The 17,224-nt window shown below is 42.7% G+C and carries 14 protein-coding genes; 9 read left to right on the forward strand and 5 right to left on the reverse strand.

What is annotated here, in order from left to right; translation table 11 throughout:
* The first annotated feature begins 199 nt into the window (after positions 1-199).
* The 4 genes from HCJ54_RS10660 (at position 200) to HCJ54_RS10675 (ending at position 5,867) form a co-directional block, all read left to right on the forward strand.
* The gene (locus HCJ54_RS10660; RefSeq protein WP_187137617.1) at positions 200-1,621 is read left to right on the forward strand and encodes a CapA family protein; all 1,422 of its coding nucleotides are present in this window, start codon (positions 200-202) and stop codon (positions 1,619-1,621) included.
* A gap of 566 nt (positions 1,622-2,187) precedes the next feature.
* A complete protein-coding gene (locus tag HCJ54_RS10665) occupies positions 2,188-3,153 on the forward strand; it encodes a cation diffusion facilitator family transporter (protein ID WP_187137618.1) in 966 nt (321 codons plus the stop codon).
* Between the two features lie 222 nt (positions 3,154-3,375).
* Positions 3,376-4,857: a DHA2 family efflux MFS transporter permease subunit gene (locus tag HCJ54_RS10670; protein WP_187137619.1), complete on the forward strand. Its 1,482-nt coding sequence runs from the start codon at positions 3,376-3,378 to the stop codon at positions 4,855-4,857.
* Positions 4,858-4,961: 104 nt separating this feature from the next.
* A complete protein-coding gene (locus tag HCJ54_RS10675; RefSeq protein ID WP_187137620.1) occupies positions 4,962-5,867 on the forward strand; it encodes an AEC family transporter in 906 nt (301 codons plus the stop codon).
* 59 nt (positions 5,868-5,926) lie between these two features.
* On the opposite strand, the gene HCJ54_RS10680 is transcribed toward HCJ54_RS10675, so the two are convergent.
* The 4 genes from HCJ54_RS10680 to HCJ54_RS10695 form a co-directional block, all read right to left on the reverse strand.
* Entirely contained in the window at positions 5,927-6,877 is a 951-nt protein-coding gene (locus HCJ54_RS10680) for a quinone oxidoreductase family protein (RefSeq protein ID WP_187137621.1), read from the reverse strand.
* A gap of 130 nt (positions 6,878-7,007) precedes the next feature.
* Positions 7,008-8,129, reverse strand: coding sequence for a dual-specificity RNA methyltransferase RlmN (gene rlmN, locus HCJ54_RS10685; RefSeq protein WP_185525863.1), 1,122 nt, complete (start codon positions 8,127-8,129; stop codon positions 7,008-7,010).
* 63 nt (positions 8,130-8,192) lie between these two features.
* Positions 8,193-8,882, reverse strand: coding sequence for an amino acid racemase (locus HCJ54_RS10690; RefSeq protein WP_187137694.1), 690 nt, complete (start codon positions 8,880-8,882; stop codon positions 8,193-8,195).
* 81 nt (positions 8,883-8,963) lie between these two features.
* Positions 8,964-9,785, reverse strand: a complete 822-nt coding sequence (locus HCJ54_RS10695; RefSeq protein ID WP_187137622.1) for an alpha/beta hydrolase — start codon at positions 9,783-9,785, stop codon at positions 8,964-8,966.
* A gap of 610 nt (positions 9,786-10,395) precedes the next feature.
* Between HCJ54_RS10695 and HCJ54_RS10700 the strand changes: the two genes are divergently transcribed.
* The 5 genes from HCJ54_RS10700 to HCJ54_RS10720 all read left to right on the forward strand — a co-directional run bounded on the left by HCJ54_RS10700 (position 10,396) and on the right by HCJ54_RS10720 (position 15,435).
* A complete protein-coding gene (locus HCJ54_RS10700; protein WP_036068260.1) occupies positions 10,396-10,815 on the forward strand; it encodes a permease prefix domain 1-containing protein in 420 nt (139 codons plus the stop codon).
* The gene (locus HCJ54_RS10705; RefSeq protein ID WP_187137623.1) at positions 10,812-11,450 is read left to right on the forward strand and encodes a hypothetical protein; all 639 of its coding nucleotides are present in this window, start codon (positions 10,812-10,814) and stop codon (positions 11,448-11,450) included. The genes HCJ54_RS10700 and HCJ54_RS10705 overlap by 4 nt, the downstream gene beginning before the upstream one ends.
* A 64-nt stretch (positions 11,451-11,514) precedes the next feature.
* Positions 11,515-11,943, forward strand: a complete 429-nt coding sequence (locus HCJ54_RS10710; protein ID WP_187137624.1) for a hypothetical protein — start codon at positions 11,515-11,517, stop codon at positions 11,941-11,943.
* 167 nt (positions 11,944-12,110) lie between these two features.
* On the forward strand, positions 12,111-14,462 hold the full coding sequence (locus HCJ54_RS10715) for a polysaccharide lyase 8 family protein (protein WP_187137625.1): 2,352 nt from the start codon (positions 12,111-12,113) through the stop codon (positions 14,460-14,462).
* A 289-nt stretch (positions 14,463-14,751) separates the two neighbouring features.
* On the forward strand, positions 14,752-15,435 hold the full coding sequence (locus tag HCJ54_RS10720; protein WP_187137626.1) for an immunoglobulin-like domain-containing protein: 684 nt from the start codon (positions 14,752-14,754) through the stop codon (positions 15,433-15,435).
* Positions 15,436-15,480: 45 nt separating this feature from the next.
* Here the strand turns inward: HCJ54_RS10720 and HCJ54_RS10725 are convergent, their stop codons facing one another.
* Positions 15,481-17,223 carry a PTS sugar transporter subunit IIA gene (locus HCJ54_RS10725; RefSeq protein ID WP_187137627.1) on the reverse strand — a complete coding sequence of 581 codons (1,743 nt, stop codon included), beginning with the start codon at positions 17,221-17,223 and terminating at the stop codon, positions 15,481-15,483.
* Position 17,224: the final 1 nt, after the last annotated feature.

Consider the following 17,224-nt stretch of genomic DNA (forward strand, 5'->3'; position numbering starts at 1 on the left):
GATGGCTGTTTCATTCCACTCAACTGCATATTGAGGTTCTAAAAAGCACACGACGCTTTTCAAGAACCACAACAAAGCCGGCTCCGGAGTTACTACTCTCGACTCCCCACACCACCAATAAAAATCCACATTTTAACATTGCCATCCCCCGCCACACATAATATACTAAAAGAAAACAGCTCTTGAAAGGAGCAGAGTAATGAAGAAAAAAGCATTTTTCATATCAGGCATCATCATTTTAATTTTTGCAGTGGGGATTTTTTGGACAGTTCACTCTTTAAACCAAACAGCAAAGCCAGAACCGCTCAAAACCCCCACCCAAGAATCCGTGCAACAGCTCTCCAAACAAACGAAAACAACACTCCAATCCTTGGCCGATTCCGGTGGCGATGCAGCTTCACAAAAGCAATTAGCCGCCCTAATAAAAAACGCCAAACAATACAAATTAACAAGCGATACCAACAGTAACTACATCAAAAATGTCACCGCTTGCCTCGAAACGTTGCAAAAATATAAATCTGGTAAGGCTGATAAAAAAGCACTTGGCGCCGTCTATCCAGCTTTCGTTACCAGCGAAACCAAGCTGACCGACATCGCGAAAACCTCGCAATACCAATGGTTTTATGCAGCAGCGGCAAATTATGAACAAGGTCTCAAGCAAAAAGGCGTCATCACGCTAACAATGGTTGGCGACAACTCCTTTGGAACTTATCCAGAAACGCCTGAACACCTCAAGTTCGATAACGTCTTCCAAAAAAATAACGGAACAAACACCTACGTCTACAAAAACTGCTTACCATGGTTCAAATCTGATGACTACACCGTTATCAATGCGGAAAGTGCCTTCACAAACGCGACAAAAGCCGAAGTAAAGATGTGGCGCATCAAAAGTGATCCAGCGCATGTTGCCTTTTTGCCAGCAAGTGGGGTTGACGCGGCAAACCTTGCCAATAACCACACCATGGATTATTTCCAAGTTGGTTATGACGATACACTTAAAGCCTTCAAGGATAACAAGATTCCCGTTTTCAACAAAGACATGCCACTCATTACCAAAATCGGCGGTATCGAAACCGTCCTACTTGGCTACGATTGCCGTTCCAGTCAACAATCCGCGAGCTATCTTGCCAAAATCGAATCTGACGTTAAGAAATATAAAAAACCAAATAATCTAGTCATCGTTAACATGCATTGGGGTGTCGAGTATCGTGAAACACCTGTCGATTATCAGACCCAATACGGTCACGCCATTATTGACGCAGGCGCTGACACCATCATGGGCTCCCACCCGCATCGCCTAGAAAGCGTTGAGAAGTACAATGGTAAATATATCGTGTACAGCATGGGCGATTTCGCATTTGGCGCCGATCCAACATTGCTTTCCCGCATGACATCGATGTTCCGATTGCGCTTCACAGAAGATAATGGTAAAGTAGTTCTTAAAAACCTATCTATCGTTCCGACTTACGAAAATTCAGATGGTAGCCTAAACGAAAATAACTACCAACCACTTCCCGTTTTTGGCGATGATGCAAAGAAAATCGTAAATGAGCTAATCCGAATAAGCAAACCAATCCAAGGCGGCGTAACCGAGTACGATTACTTTGATCCGTTCATATGAAAAGCTGAGGCGGCCCGTTAGATCCGAAAAAATTTTGAATAGGCGCAAGAAAAATCCTCTCTTGATTTTTTTGGAGGCTGTGTAAATTTCGAGGATCTGGCCGCCGAAGCTAGATCTGATGAAAAGCTGAACCGGCCCGTTAGATCCGAAAAAATTTTGAATAGGCGCAAGAAAAATCCTCTCTTGATTTTTTTGGAGGCTATGTAAATTTCGAGGATCTGGCCGCCGAAGCTAGATCTGATGAAAAGCTGAACCGGCCCGTTAACTCCGAAAAAATTTTGAACAGGCGCAAGAAAAATCCTCCCTTGATTTTTTTGGAGGCTGTGTAAATTTCGAGGAGTTGGCCGCCGAAGCTAGATCCGACGAAAAGCTGAACCAGCCCGTTAGATCCGAAAAAATTTTGAACAGGCGCAAGAAAAATCCTCCCTTGATTTTTTTGGAGGCTATGTAAATTTCGAGGAGTTGGCTGGTGAAGCTGGATCTGATGAAAAGCTGAACCAGCCCGTTAACTCCGAAAAAATAAGGAACACACTACTTGTCCTAAGAACCAGAAAGAAGGAATTCATTTGAAAGAAATATTTCAGCTTTTAAAAAAGGGAAACAAATCTGCACTCACCGCGGCAATCGTTAATGTACTTGTCTCTATTATTAAAGGAACTACTTATATCTTCACCGGTAACGTCGCGATGTTTGCCGAAACGCTACACAGTCTTGGCGATGCTGCCAATCAATTTTTCGTGTTCGTTGGTTCTGCACTCAGTAAAAAGCGTCCGACAAAGCGCTTTCCGAACGGCTTTGGTCGTGTCGTGAACCTCGTCCTTCTCGGCGCCGTACTTATCGTTGGTATCATGGCGTTCGAAACGATCAAAGAAGGTCTAGCTCACATTTTCCATCCGACAGAATCAACTGGTTTCCTCATTAACCTGCTTGTTCTCGGGGTTTGTACGATTCTTGAGGGCTTCGTACTCGTGAAAGCAATGCATGAAATCGCGCATGATGTTGGTCTAGAATCCCGTGGGCTTAAGCTTTTCAAAGATAGCCTCGCGAATTTTGGCAAAGCAAAAGCGGCAACCCGTCTTGTTTTTCTAGAAGATTCCGTTGCAACAGGGGGCGGACTTTTGGCAATGATTGCAATTATTATTTCCTATTACACGCCTTATCACCAAGCTGAGGGCATCGCGTCTGTGCTCATTGGTATCCTCATGTTTATCGTTGTCGGCAAGGTGTTCCTCGATAATGCAGCCGGCGCGATCGGCGAGTCTGACGAGGTGATGCAAGTCCAAATCGGCCAGCTTGTCATGACAGACCCAGACGTGCAAGATATCCAAGTTATTACTGTACTAAAAGAAGGCGATTTTTTCCATGTTGAAGTCGAGGTCGAACTCGATCCAGAGATGACGCTCGCTCAGGTGGATGACGTCAAAGATCGGCTCGAAGAAAGTATCCTAACTGTAAAAGGTGTCGTCGATGTCCTCGTGACATTTGATGAAGACGATTCTATCAGTAACTGGGAATACGGCGATGGTCGGTAATTTTTATACTAACCATACGGTGAACAGAGTTTCTTTTCTGTTCGCCGTATTTTTTTGCCCTCAAAACATGCGAAACAAGGCCCACAAATAAAGATAGCGCCATCATTTATACATGCCAAATTTTTTTAAAGTTTTTCATTGACTCTTTTCCCAATTTGCCCTATAATAATCAAATAGTTAATTAAGTGAACTAATTACTTTTAAATCAAAAGGAGATTGAACATGACACAAACTACACACATGGAAAAACCAGTTGACATTCAGGGGAAACCTTATAATCGTTTGTTACTAATGACAGTAATGCTTGTGGGGGCATTCGTTGCTATCTTAAACCAAACAATTCTATCAACAGCTCTTCCACACATTATGGTCGATTTAAACATCACAGCATCTACAGGACAATGGCTAACAACAGCATTCCTACTTACAAACGGGATTATGATTCCGATTACGGCTATGTTAATCGGTAAAATCAACTCGAAAACACTCTTTTTAACAGCGATGATCGTCTTTACGGCAGGTACAGTTATCTCTGCTTTCTCAGATAGCTTTGCTTGGTTACTCGCTGGACGTATTGTACAGGCAGCTGGGGCCGGAATTTTAATGCCTCTCATGCAAACGATTTTCCTACTTATTTTCCCACCAGATCGTCGTGGGGCAGCAATGGGGATGGTCGGATTAGTTATCGCTTTTGCGCCAGCTATCGGGCCTACTTTATCAGGTTGGATCGTTGATAGCTATGATTGGCACATGCTTTTCATCATCTTGATTCCAATCGCCGTTCTTGATATTATCTTTGCCTTTTTCGCCATGAGAAAAGTGGTGGAACTAACGAATCCGAAGATCGATATTATCTCGATTGCGCTTTCAACACTTGGTTTTGGTGCCCTTCTTTACGGCTTTAGTAGCGCGGGGACAGATGGTTGGACAGACGGCCTTGTGCTTACGATGTTCGCAGTCGGTGTTATTGGTTTAGTCCTATTCGTATGGCGCCAACTGAAAATGGAAAAACCGATGCTCGAACTTCGCGTTTTCCAATCACCAGTTTTCACACTTTCAACAATTATTAGTGCCATCGTCATGATGTCGATGATCGGCGCAGAGATCGTCTTACCGCTTTACATTCAAAATATTCTCGGCGAAACCGCGCTACACTCTGGATTATTACTACTTCCAGGTGCCATCGTGATGGGTGTTATGAGTCCGATTACCGGTATTATTTTCGATAAGATTGGTCCGAAATTGCTCGCAGTCGTTGGTATGACATTACTTGTCGCGGGTACGATTCCATTCATGTTCTTGACGAAAGACACGTCAACTACGTACATTATCGTCTTCTACGCCGTGCGTTTCTTCGGTATTTCGATGGTCATGATGCCGATGTCAACTGCTGGTATGAACTCGTTGCCACTGAACATGATGAGCCACGGTACCGCGGTAAACAACACGATTCGCCAAGTTGCAGGTTCGATTGGTACAGCGATTCTGATTACTGTATTAAGCAACGTAACGAAGAGCAACATGCCTGAAAAAGCTTTAGCGATGACTGATCCAAAAGGTTTTGCTAGCCAAGCGATGACGGCGAACTTAGATGGTATGAAAGCTGCATTCCTTGTAGCTGTCGCTTTCGCAGTAGTCGGCTTGATTCTAAGCCTATTCGTGAAAGATATTCGTCCTAAAGGTAAGAAAACTGTAACAAAATAAAAAGGACACAAAAGCAAGGCCTCGCTGAAAAATAGTAGCGCGGTCTTGCTTTTTTTATGCTAAGATAGTAAAAAGGTTTGCTAACTAAGAAAAGGGTGTTTTAGATGGAATTTGTTTTGATTTTGTTGCCGATTTTCGGAATTTTTGCGATTGGGTTTATTGGGCAGAAAACCCTGAAATTTGATATTCCGAATTTGTCGAAGTTGACGCTTTATTTGATGTCGCCGTTTTTGGCGTTTAATACGTTTTACACGAATAAATTGACGATGGACTATGCGTATTTGCTGATTTTCGTCGTTGGGCTTTGTTTGTCGATTATTGCGATTATTTATGTGATTGCGAAGGTGATGAACTATGATATTCCGGATGCGTGCGCGATGATTCTCGCTTCGGCGTTCATGAATAACGGGAATTACGGGACGCCTGTTGTGTTGCTGATTTTCGGCGCAGCGGGGCTTGATATTGCGGTTATTTTGATGGTCTTGCAACAACTTGCGATGAGTACGATTGGGGTCTTTTTTGCGGCACGAGGAAGTTCGCAAAACGCAAGTATCAAAATGGTCTGGCAACGCGTGGTCCGGATGCCGGTTGCTTATGGGGCGCTACTTGGGATTGTCTTGCAATTAATACATATGCCGATTCCTGCTGGCGTCATGACGTGTGTGAAGCTCGTTGGGGACGCCGCGATTCCGACGATTATGATCGTGCTTGGAATGCAACTCGCGGTCATTTCCTTCCGCCGAATTGATATTCCGAAAGTCTCCATCTCACTCATATTACGACTGCTCATCTCACCGCTGATCGCCGTTTTGTTTACGTTCATTCTGCCGGTCGATCCGATGACGAAGCAGATCATGATTTTGCTTGCAGCCATGCCAACCGCCGCGAACACAACTTTACTCGCCGTGCAATTCAATACGAAGCCAGACCTCGTTTCCAGTACTACTTTTATCAGCACAGTGCTCAGTATTGTCACCATTCCCGTTGTTTTATGGCTCATTTTCCCTTAGAACGTCAAAATAGCAGGCAAGTTGGATCTTTAGACGGATCCTTCTTACCTGCTATTTTTTTATGGTATTAGCAAAATTTTACCGGTACTCTTTCTGCTTTCCAGTAAATCGTGTGCCGCTTTTCCTTCTGATAAAGCAAATTTCCGCGGCTTATTCACCGTTATTTTGCCCGTACTAATCATTTCAAAGAGGGCATGGGAACGCTTGATTCGCTCTTCTTTACTCGTTAAGAAACTCCACAAGTCGCCTCCAGTCAAGGTTTTCGACGAATCCATCAGCATCCGTGGATCAACTGCAGCAGGATCACCGCCAGACATGCCGTAAAAAACCACCGTTCCTTTATCTCGTACAGCTTTGAAACTACCCATCAGCGTCGCCCCCACAGAATCATAAGCAACATCAATTTTTCCAGCGAGTTTCTCAGTCCAATCATCACTATATAGCAAAACTTCTTCTGCTCCAAGTTTCCGTGCAACGTCGGCCTTTTCTTGTGTGGAGGTCAGCCCAATCACTGTTCCACCAAGGGATGTGATAATTTGTGTCAACATTTGACCGACCCCGCCTGCAACAGCATGAACGAGCGCCACATCCCCGTATTTAATCGCGTAACTATCTTTTGCCAAATAGCTCGCCGTCAAACCTTGAAGCAGTACAGAAGCCGCGACATCGTCTCGAATCGCATCTGGAATCGGAATCGCTTGCGTGACAGGCACAGCTACAAGTTCAGCATTAGCCATCGGAACGTCGACAAACGCGACCCGGTCCCCAATCGCAAACTCCGTCACGCCTTCACCGATCGCCGTCACAACCCCCGCGCCTTCATACCCCAGCACATACGGCGGCTCCCCAACAAGATGGTAATTTCCCTTACGGCGATAAATATCCGCAAAATTAAGCCCAATCGCCGTCGTGCTAAGCAGTATTTCCCCTTTTCCCGCCACTGCATCTGGAATATCCACATACTGCAATACATCCGAATTCCCAAACTCATTAAAAACCAATGCTTTCATAGCCCGCGTCTCCTTTATGTAGAAAAAGCCCGCAAAATCTCTCATTGCGCCTACAAACACTCATTTTTGTGGGCACGCTAAGGTTTTGCGGCACAAGTTCATTTTTACTTCACTCTAGCTCTTCCAAATCTTATTCTGCAGCAGCTTCTTGTTTCGCTTCCGCCTCTGCTTTTTCACGCATCCGTTCTCGAACGCCTTTTTTCTTAATTTGTTTACTGCGCAACTGGCCACACGCCGCATCAATATCCGTCCCATGTTCGCGACGAACGACACAGTTAATGCCTTTACGCTTCAAAGTTTCATAAAAAGCGTCAATAACCTCGGTATCGCTACGTTGGTACTGATCATGCTCGTCGACTGGATTGTACGGAATCAAGTTCACCCAAGCCAGATGACGTTTCTCACCGATTAAAGCCGCGAGTTCAAGCGCTTCTTGCCTGTGATCATTGACATCTTTTAGCATGATATACTCATACGTAATACGGCGATTCGTTTTCTCCAAATAATACTCGACCGCTTCCATCAATTTCTCAAGTGGATACGTCTTATTAATCCGCATCACGCGCGTACGCAAATCGTTGTTCGGCGCATGTAAAGACACGGCCAAATTGACACGAATATCCTCATTCGCAAAATCAATAATGCGCGGCGCCAAACCACTTGTCGAAACCGTAATGTGTCGCGCTCCAATCGCTAGACCCTTCTGATCGTTCACAACACGAAGGAAATCCATCACATTGTCATAGTTATCGAACGGCTCGCCGATACCCATCACCACGATATGGCTGACACGATCACCATTGCCCTTCGAATCCAGGTAAAGCTGCACGTTCATAATTTGCTCGACAATCTCGCCAGCATTTAAGTCACGCTGCTTCTTCAACAACCCACTCGCGCAAAAAGTACAACCGATATTGCATCCGACCTGCGTCGTCACACAAACACTCAGTCCATAAGAATGCGTCATCATAACCGTTTCAATCAAGTTACCATCCGATAGTTGGAATAAATATTTCGTCGTACCATCTTTAGATTCCTGTTTAATTTGTTCATTCAAGGTGTGCATCGTGAAGTTTTCCTCCAACATATCCACACATGCTTTATTCAAGTTCGACATCTGCGCAAATTCCGTGACACGTTTGACATAAAGCCAGTCCCATACTTGCGTTGCGCGGAATTTCTTCTCGCCTTTTCCCTCAAACCAGTCGCCAAGCTGCGCCATCGTTAACCCGTAAATCGAGCTTTTTTCCATTCTTTAAAAACCTCTTTTCAAAATTTCATTACGCCTTATCCAAATTATAACGGTTTTAGTCCCTTATCGCAAGGCTTCCTTTGCCGCATACTTCGCGTGAAGTTCCGCCGTTTTAAAGATCGGTAATGTGACATCTTCATCTCTAATCAACAATTCCAATTCTGTACATCCCAAAACAACGCCCTGCGCCCCTTTTTGACGTGCTGCTTCAATAATAGCCAGCATCCGCGCTCGTGACTGTTCACGTATCACACCGAGACATAATTCCTCAAAGATAATCTGATTTACCTCAGCCAAGGCGGACTCGTCGGGGATTTGAACCTCTATACCGCTCCCCGCATAACGCCCTTTGTAAAAGTCTTCCACCATTGTGTATCGCGTCCCGAGTAGTAAAATTTGCGTCAATCGCTGTTCCTGAATAGAACGAATCGTTGGCTCCGCAATATGTACAATAGGAATCCCCGTCGCATCCTCCACCTGTTGCGCCACCTTATGCATCGTATTCGTGCATATTAGGATAAAATCAGCGCCGGCTTGCTCTAACTTCACCGCAATATCCGCCAGTATACGCCCCGCCTCATCCCATTCACCGCTATGCTGAAGTTGCTCAATGATGAAAAAGTCCACGCTATACAAAATCAGCTCCGCCGAGTGTAGTTCGCCTAGCACATCGCGCACTTCCTCATTTATAATCCGATAATATTCCGTCGTTGATTCCCAACTCATCCCGCCGATCAGCCCGATTGTTTTCACTGCCCTCACGCTCCATTTCTCCTTCATTATAAACTCTCTCCACACAAAAAACGACCAGTAACTGATCGTTTTCGCTTTTTACTAATAGATGAAGTCCGCTACAATCCCATCCACTGTCGTATTTTCATGTAAGTCACTGTGTTGCGCATTGGCACCGGTCACAATTTCCTCGCTATAATTCGCCACATTCCCTTCAAAAATTAACCGCGAAGATAAGGCGCTCTGAACCGGCACAACACCGTCAGAAACCGCGTTATTATCCAAGTCTCCTGCGATCGAGAGCACTTGCAATTTGGCATCCAAGTTCGTACTATCATCAATATACTGCTGCAATTCCGTTGTTCTGTTAGCTACGTCTGTAAAATCCGTCGTTGCCGCATTATCATCTCCATCCAAATCATTAAACGGCGTTCCAATCACAACCAATTTTTCCATTATAGGAGCCGAATCATCTGCTAATTTTTCCGCATACGTCGTCAACGCCAGCCCTCCGTTTGAGTGCCCAATCGCATTATATTGTGTCACATTGTATTTTTTCTGAATATCTTTGATTACCGTGGCCACCCAAGTAGCCTCTTGGTCAATCGGCGCATCGTTATTTTCAAATACGACTTGGATAAATGGATTTTTTGACTTATTGCTCAGTGTTCCTTGATATTCCAATGTACCATCTTTTTTTACTAACACGATTACCTTGTCTGTGGATTTCCCGTAAGTCTCTGTAATCCGCGAGATCATGCCATTAAATGAGTTCGCTGTCCCATGCGTCCCGTGAACGAGCACAATCGGTGTCGTCTTAGATAGGTCAACATCCTTGACCTTCGCTGAGTAGGCCCTAATCGATCCAAACACCGCTATCGCTAAAAATATACAGCCTCCAAATAACGCTAATTTATGCCACATATCATGCTCGCCCCTTCCGCTTTTTTCTATAACTTACTTTACCCATAAAAGATGAACAAATTGTTACCAAAATATTAGAATTTGAAGAAGTTTTGGAGACAGGGGGGGGGGGACGTCACAGTAATGCGAGACTTGCGCTCCTACGTATATAGCGGCTTCCTAATCTATCTACTTATCTTTGTTCTGCATACATTCCTAGCTCTTCTTGCAATAATTCCTCGTTTTCTTAACGTATATTTGCATTTGTTTCTTTTCTTCGTTTCCTATCAACACTTTGGTTTCGCCTACTCGCCTAATTTTTGCGTATATAGCGGCTTCCTAATTTATCTACTTATCTTTGTTCTGCATATATTCCTAGCTCTTCTTGCAATAATTCCTCGTTTTCTTAACGTATATTTGCATTTGTTTCTTTTCTTCGTTTCCTATCAACACTTTGGTTTCGCCTACTCGCTTCGCTCCTAGCCATATTGGGGTTCTAAAAAAGCAAAATACGCTTTTTAAGAACCCCAATAATTACTTTGACACATAGAGTAATTCGTGTTATCATTACTCTATCAGATAGAACACTGTGCGCGCAGTTGTATTTTTGAATACTTTGGAGGTTTTGGAAATGATAACTATAAAAAAACATGTGGACCTATTATTCGCAGATATTCCGGTGACGGAGGAAAGTTTATTTATGAAGGAAGAAATTTTGCATGGCTTGGAAGATAAGGTGGACGTCTTAATGGCTCACGGAAAATCGGAAGAAGACGCTATCAATAAGGCAATCGTGGAACTTGGGGACTTGACGGATTTACGTATGGAACTCGCGGAATATCGTGTGAAGCCACCGAAATCTTACCTCGCTTGGACGCATTTTCAGTTTTCCATCGTCGGCGCAGCTCTCATTATCGGTCTGCTGTTATTCATCAATATCTACTATACACCACACGTTCTCTGGGTCGTTTTCCCAGCTTTCGGTATTGTTTGGTGGCCACTTGCAATGTACTTTAGATGCTTACGCGTCCAAGGGGAGGTCATGAATTGAAAGGTTTAGTCAGCTTCTCTATCGTTGGTAGTGCCATTTGTATGTTCTTTCTCGTCATGCTCAATTACTTCTTGACGCCTACGCTTGATTGGAGTATGTATCCATGCATCGCCTTGCTACTTTGGCCATTATCCATGTATTTCGTCTACCGCCAAAATTTGAAACAGTTCGCTTTCTTCACCAGTACGGTGTTCATTATCTTGCTCACTGTTATCAATTTGCGTGAATCGCCTGAAGTACTATGGGTTTTATACGCGCTATATCCGCTTGTTTTCTGGCCTGTCTTTACGGCATTTGGCGAAAAAGCATACACGTTGACTGCCGCTGTCATTGGTGCTACACTGACAATCGTGTATTATGCCCTACTGAATATCGCTTTTTCACCGAGTTATCCGTGGGTTATTGTCATTATTTTTGCTGTTGGCTGGTGGCCTTTATCGCTTTACCACGCGCGTCATAGAAGCTTTTTCGCATTCTCTATTCAGGCTAGTATTTGGCTTAGCGCCTTTGTTATCGCTATGAATTGGGCGTTTTCTCCTGGTGTGATTTGGGCCATTTATCCGATTTTTGCTGTCGTTTGGTGGCCTTTATCGATGTACTTTTTTAGTGCAAAACGTCACATGACAACTTTATAATTCCGCTCATGTATGTTACATTCAGATAGAAGTAAAAATTTTATTTGAAGGAGCTATTGTAAAGATGGAAAATCAACCAGATGAAAAAGCTATTTTGCGTAGTCAGCTAACTAATCCACGTTGGATGACATTAACGCTCGCGATTATTTGTTCTTTGTTCGCATTATTTACCTTGATGGGTGTATTCTTCCTATTCACTTTATCGACAGCAGGAGTAAAAGCAGATGCCCTGCAAGCCTTACAGATAGCACGGATTTTAGCGGCTGTATTTTGTGTGTTCTACGCTATATTCGCCCTACTATTATTCAATAATTATTCAAAATTACGAAAAGGTATAGTAGTTCCGAAATTGCTCTACTTTGCGCTAAGTGTTTTCGTCATTCTGTCAGCAGCAAATAGCATTTTTAGCGGGCAACTAGGCGGTGTTTTCTTACCATTAATCATCCTGTTATTTTCGATTAAAATCATCCTAGATCTCGGAAAAATAAAGTAATATAATTTACAAAAAATATAGAAGTGTTGCATTTTTGACAATACTTCTATATTTTTTTGCGTTTTTTGTGTTTTGACCGACATATTTAAGGGTAACTTGTTAAATGAGTTACTTATATACGACAAAATGTGTCTAAAACGTGAAAAATACAAAGGAGGGCGATTACCATGAAAAAATATTGGATTACTTTTTTCTTAGTTTTATCATTACTACTCGTCAATGGAGAGAAAACATCCGCTCAAACAGTTGCGGAGCAAAATACATCGCTTAACAATTGGAAAATATCTTTGACTGGAAAAGCTTTTCCAAATTCAAATACTGCATTAAAATTAACCTTAGCTGAAAATGAGCGGAGCATGCAACAAGCAGTTTTGAGTCGCTTGAATAAAGACCCTAAAAAAAATTATCTTTTTTCAAATGTGACCGCTTGGAAAACAAATTCAACCCAAATCACCATTACTGCTACCAATATTGAAAAAATGGCGACGTTGTATCAAACACCTAACTCCATCTATTATCGTAATGCTGCATTCAAACAAGATATTCTCTACTCCCTACAATGGTTTTACAGCCATATTTATAATGAGAAAGTAACAAACGCTTATGGGAACTGGTACGACTGGCAAATTGGTACACCGATTTCACTCGTCAATAGCCTTGCACTTATGAAAGCAGAGATTCCTTCCGCACAGCTACAATCATACTTAAAAGCCATCGATCGCTTCGCCCCAGCAACTGCCAGCGACCGGTACATTGGAACAGGAGCCAATCGCATTAATAAAGGATTTATCGTGACGATGCGCGGTGTTATTGGAGGAAATCAAGCCAAAATTAACCTCGGAGCTGAAATCGTGAAACGTGTCTACACTCCAGTGACTTCTGGTGATGGTTTCTATGCAGACGGTTCCTTTATCCAACATACAAATACGCCCTACACAACCGGTTATGGTGCTGAGATACTTGCACGTAGCGCCGATTTTTATCAGTTGCTCGCTGGTACGAAAACACTTAGCGGCTTTAAATCCCTTCCAACGGTTTTTACTTATCTCGATACCACTTATCTTCCTGTTCTGTATAAAGATGAAGTGCTAGATATGACTCGTGGTCGTGGAGCCTCCTTAAAAGCGATCTCAAACCAACAAGTAGCACAAACAATGCTCTATGACATGTTCACCATCAGTCAAAAAAATACAAATGCGTCCTATCGTGGGAAATATGCCAATATTACAAAATCTTCAATTATCAGTCAATCACTAAAAGCCGATTTCTACAAAAACCTTACCGTAGCACAAGCGCAATCATTCCAAATGGTCCTACTTAACAAAAATATTCCAGCAACCTATCCAAATCGGACGCAAAATAAAATGATGGCCGGTGCCAGCCAAATGATCGATTTCAAACCAAATTATGTTGCCGGACTAAGCATGTTTTCCAAACGTATCTCCGCTTTTGAAAGTATCGCTGGGCAAAATAAACTCGGTTTTTACACAGGAACCGGCGCCCTTTATCTTTACAATGGCGATGAGGCTTTTGAAGGTAACTACTACCCAACAGTTGATATGACTAGCCTTGCTGGGACCACCACCGATCATAAAACACGGCCAATAACGTCCGATAATGCCAAATATCTCAATCCCCAAGCCTGGTCGGGCGGCGTCTCTGATTTACAAAACGGTGCAGCAACTATGCACTACAGCATGAAAAATGTAACAGGCAGTTCGCTTGAAGCGCGCAAATCCTGGTTCTTTTTAAACGGAAAAATTGTGGCGCTCGGGGCAGGAATCACTTCCAAAGAGAATTTAAACACGGAAACAATTGTCGAAAATCGTAAATTACTTAATACTAATTTGAATAGCTTTATCGTTGGCGGTCAAACAATCAATCTTGGTCAAACAAAAACAATCACTAAAACAAAATGGGCTTATCTAAACGGCGCGGCTCCAAGCCAAAGCATCGGATACGTCTTCCCAACTGCCACAACCGTCACCGCTTATAAAAAGACACGATACGGTAACTGGAACACACTCAATATTCGCAATGCTTCCTCACCGGTAAGCGCAAATTATGCGGGCATTACCATCTCACATGGCAGAAAACCAGTTAATAAATCCTATAGCTACATCCTATTACCAGGAAAATCCAAACAAGCAACCGAAGCGTATAGTAAAAAAATCGATGTTGAAATCCGTGCTAACAACCTCAACCAACAAGCCGTCTTCGATAAATCACAAAATCTTTGGATTGGAAACTTCCGTCAACTCGGTACAGTCAATGGTTTTGTCGGTCAAACTCGCGGCTCCATTATGGTTCGCAAAACCGCAACCTCAGAAAAAGTTATCCTTGCCGATCCAACAATGGAACAAACAAAAATCATATTCCTCGTTCCAAAAATGACTGGCCATAAACTAAAAAGCAAATCTCCTGAAGTCAGCGTCACCACATCCGGAAAAAATTGGCGCATCCAGGTCAACACAGCAGCCAAAAATGGCAAATCATTTAGCGTTCTTTTTGGAAAATAAATCATAAAACGCCGTATCGAAAATGATGCGGCGTTTTTGTTTATTTAATATGTGACAGAAAGTACATAATTCAACTAAAAAACCGACTTGCTTTATGGAAGTTTTGTATTTTTTAACCTGCTCCTTAGTGCTATCATTGTATAAGTAGTGACACCAACGTTGCTACAACATCTCAGAATGTCTATTAGCTAAGAAAGCCCAGCCTACCGGTGCATAAATACCTCGAGGTCCAATATTGGCTGTTGCCTAAAGATGAAGCCATTCTATACAAAATGGACGACAACTAATCATGAATAACTCAATGAAGAAATGGACAATGGTAACAATCGCAGCAACAATGCTTACAACTTCAGTGGTAGCCACTCTTCCGACAGATGCACAAGCTGCAACATCATCCCTGTCTGCCAGCACATTAAACAGCTTTTCTATTACATCACCACAACTATTAAATTTAACAAAAGATGGTTTTTCCGGCAAGTATGGTTCTGGCATCACTTCAGTTAAACTTCTTGTAGAAGGTCGAGTGGCAAGCGTTGCAACTTTATCAAACGGGACTTATTCTTTTAGCGGTTTACTAAGCGGTAAGAAAATCCGTTCTACTGACTTCGTTAGCGTAATTGGTTACAACGCGCAAGGTTCTGAAATGCATGAAATCGAAATGACTCCTGCATACACAGACGACGTTGTAATCCCACCAGTAGTGGAAAAAATCAATAGCTTCTCTATCACATCACCAAACGCTTTAAGCCTATCACAAAATAGTTTCTCTGGCGCTTACGGTTCTGACATTACATCCGTTAAACTTCTTGTAGAAGGCCGCGTAGCTCAAGTTGCTACTTTATCAAACGGAACTTACACATTCAACAACCTACTAAGCGGCAAAAAAATCCGTTCTACTGACTTCGTTAGCGTGATCGGTTACAATGCACAAGGTAGCGAACTACACGAAATCGTTTTAGATATCACGGAATAATATATGAGAATAGGGCAGGAGTTACTCACAAACGTAACTTCTGCCCTATTTTTCTATGCAAGCGATAAACGCCGCGTAATTAGATAAACCTAAAATCGACTCATCGTCGTGCTCATTAAGTACATAATATAAGTAGCTAAACACCTTCAATTCTGTACTCACGTTTGGATTCACACAAGCAAATAAAGCATTTTGCACCACCGTACCGTCGACTTGAACAGGATTAGCCAAATGCACAAACACTGCAAAAAAAGCTTGACTTCGTTGTGTCGTACAATGAGGCAACGCAAGATGGTTGATCACTAAATTATTTCCCTTTTGCTCTCGTTCCCGAATTTTCAATGCTTCGTCTGGGCTTAAAACCGCCTTCTCCACAAGCTGCTCACAAATGCCATGAACAATCATGTCCCAATCTTCATCCGCCTTATTAGCATAATCCATCGCTAACTCTTCCGGAAAAAAAGTACGAATATTTTTGCGAACATCAATTTTTTCTAACGTATCTTGTATTGCTTGTAATTCGGTCTTGGTGATGACTTGCTTGATATCAATACTCTCCACATCCACTTGAATATCTTGAAACGTCGCATGATTATTCAAAAGTAGCTTAATCTCCTGTTGTTCAAGTATTTGCTGCAACTCTTGTTGGTGCGTCACGACAATGACTTCCACGGTCTGAATTTCCCGCTCCATCATTTGTTTATTAATACTGGCCACTGCATATTGATCCGAGAACAAAACAACCTTCGCCGACGCCTGTTTTATCCGTTCCATCGCGCATGAAAAATATAAACCGATCAAATCAATATCGTATAGCTCCATTCCAAACACGGCATTCGCACTCGCCACAAAAGTGATACTGAGATCAAACGCCAGCGGATAGACCGCCTTAATGTTAGCGATATTATGCAATTTACGATCGTGCAAAATAATCGGATATGCGATACTTCGCTTCAAATGCCCCGCCAACTGTTCCACAAGCTCCATGTCATAAACCGGCGTACTATACTGTTCTGCCTGTCGCTGTAAAATCAACTGCAACTCATTTGTCGTAATAGCCGCACTTTTTCGCTGCTGTGTTTCAATAAAATCATGTAGCAAACGACGCGCTCCCCGTGAAATCCCTAGCTCTTCTAGAAAAGTCATTTTGGGAACGTCCAGCGCAACGCCATCATCTCCCAATACCATCGCTGCCAGCACCAAGCTCACCAAATGCGCCGAATGAATATTAGGATAAACACGAGCTGTATCCATCTCCCGAATTATTTGTAACATATGAAGATAGTCATTCATCGTAATTTCAAGGCGCTCACAGAAAAAAGTAGGATTTTTATCAATTAAATTCGCTAACAAAATCATTTTTCTAAAAAGCGGCTCATCTAAATAGTGACCATAGTTCGGTTTGGACTTAATATCTAATCGGTTCGCATAATGCGCCCGCAAAAAAACGATTTTTTCAGATAGGACTGGCTTAGAAAGAAATAACGTCGCTGCTAAATCATCAAGCGTTCGAAAATCATGGCGTAATAATTCCAGCAAAATAAGCTCATCATCGTACATAGACTGATGCAAAAGGTTTCTGTAAGCTTGCCGCTCATGAATCTGCAACTGATACCCGCCGGCTTGACTAGAAGTAATTTCCCCTATCGATTGCAAAAGATGATTGATTTGAGAAATATCACGCAAAATGGTTCTTTTCGATGTTCCCATTAATTTTGCTAATTCTAAACCGCTTGCTTTGCTATTTTCTAAACGTTCCATGATCTGCACTTGTCGCTGATTTAGCATC

The organism is Listeria grandensis, from assembly GCF_014322885.1.
GTDB classification, from domain to species: domain Bacteria; phylum Bacillota; class Bacilli; order Lactobacillales; family Listeriaceae; genus Listeria_A; species Listeria_A grandensis.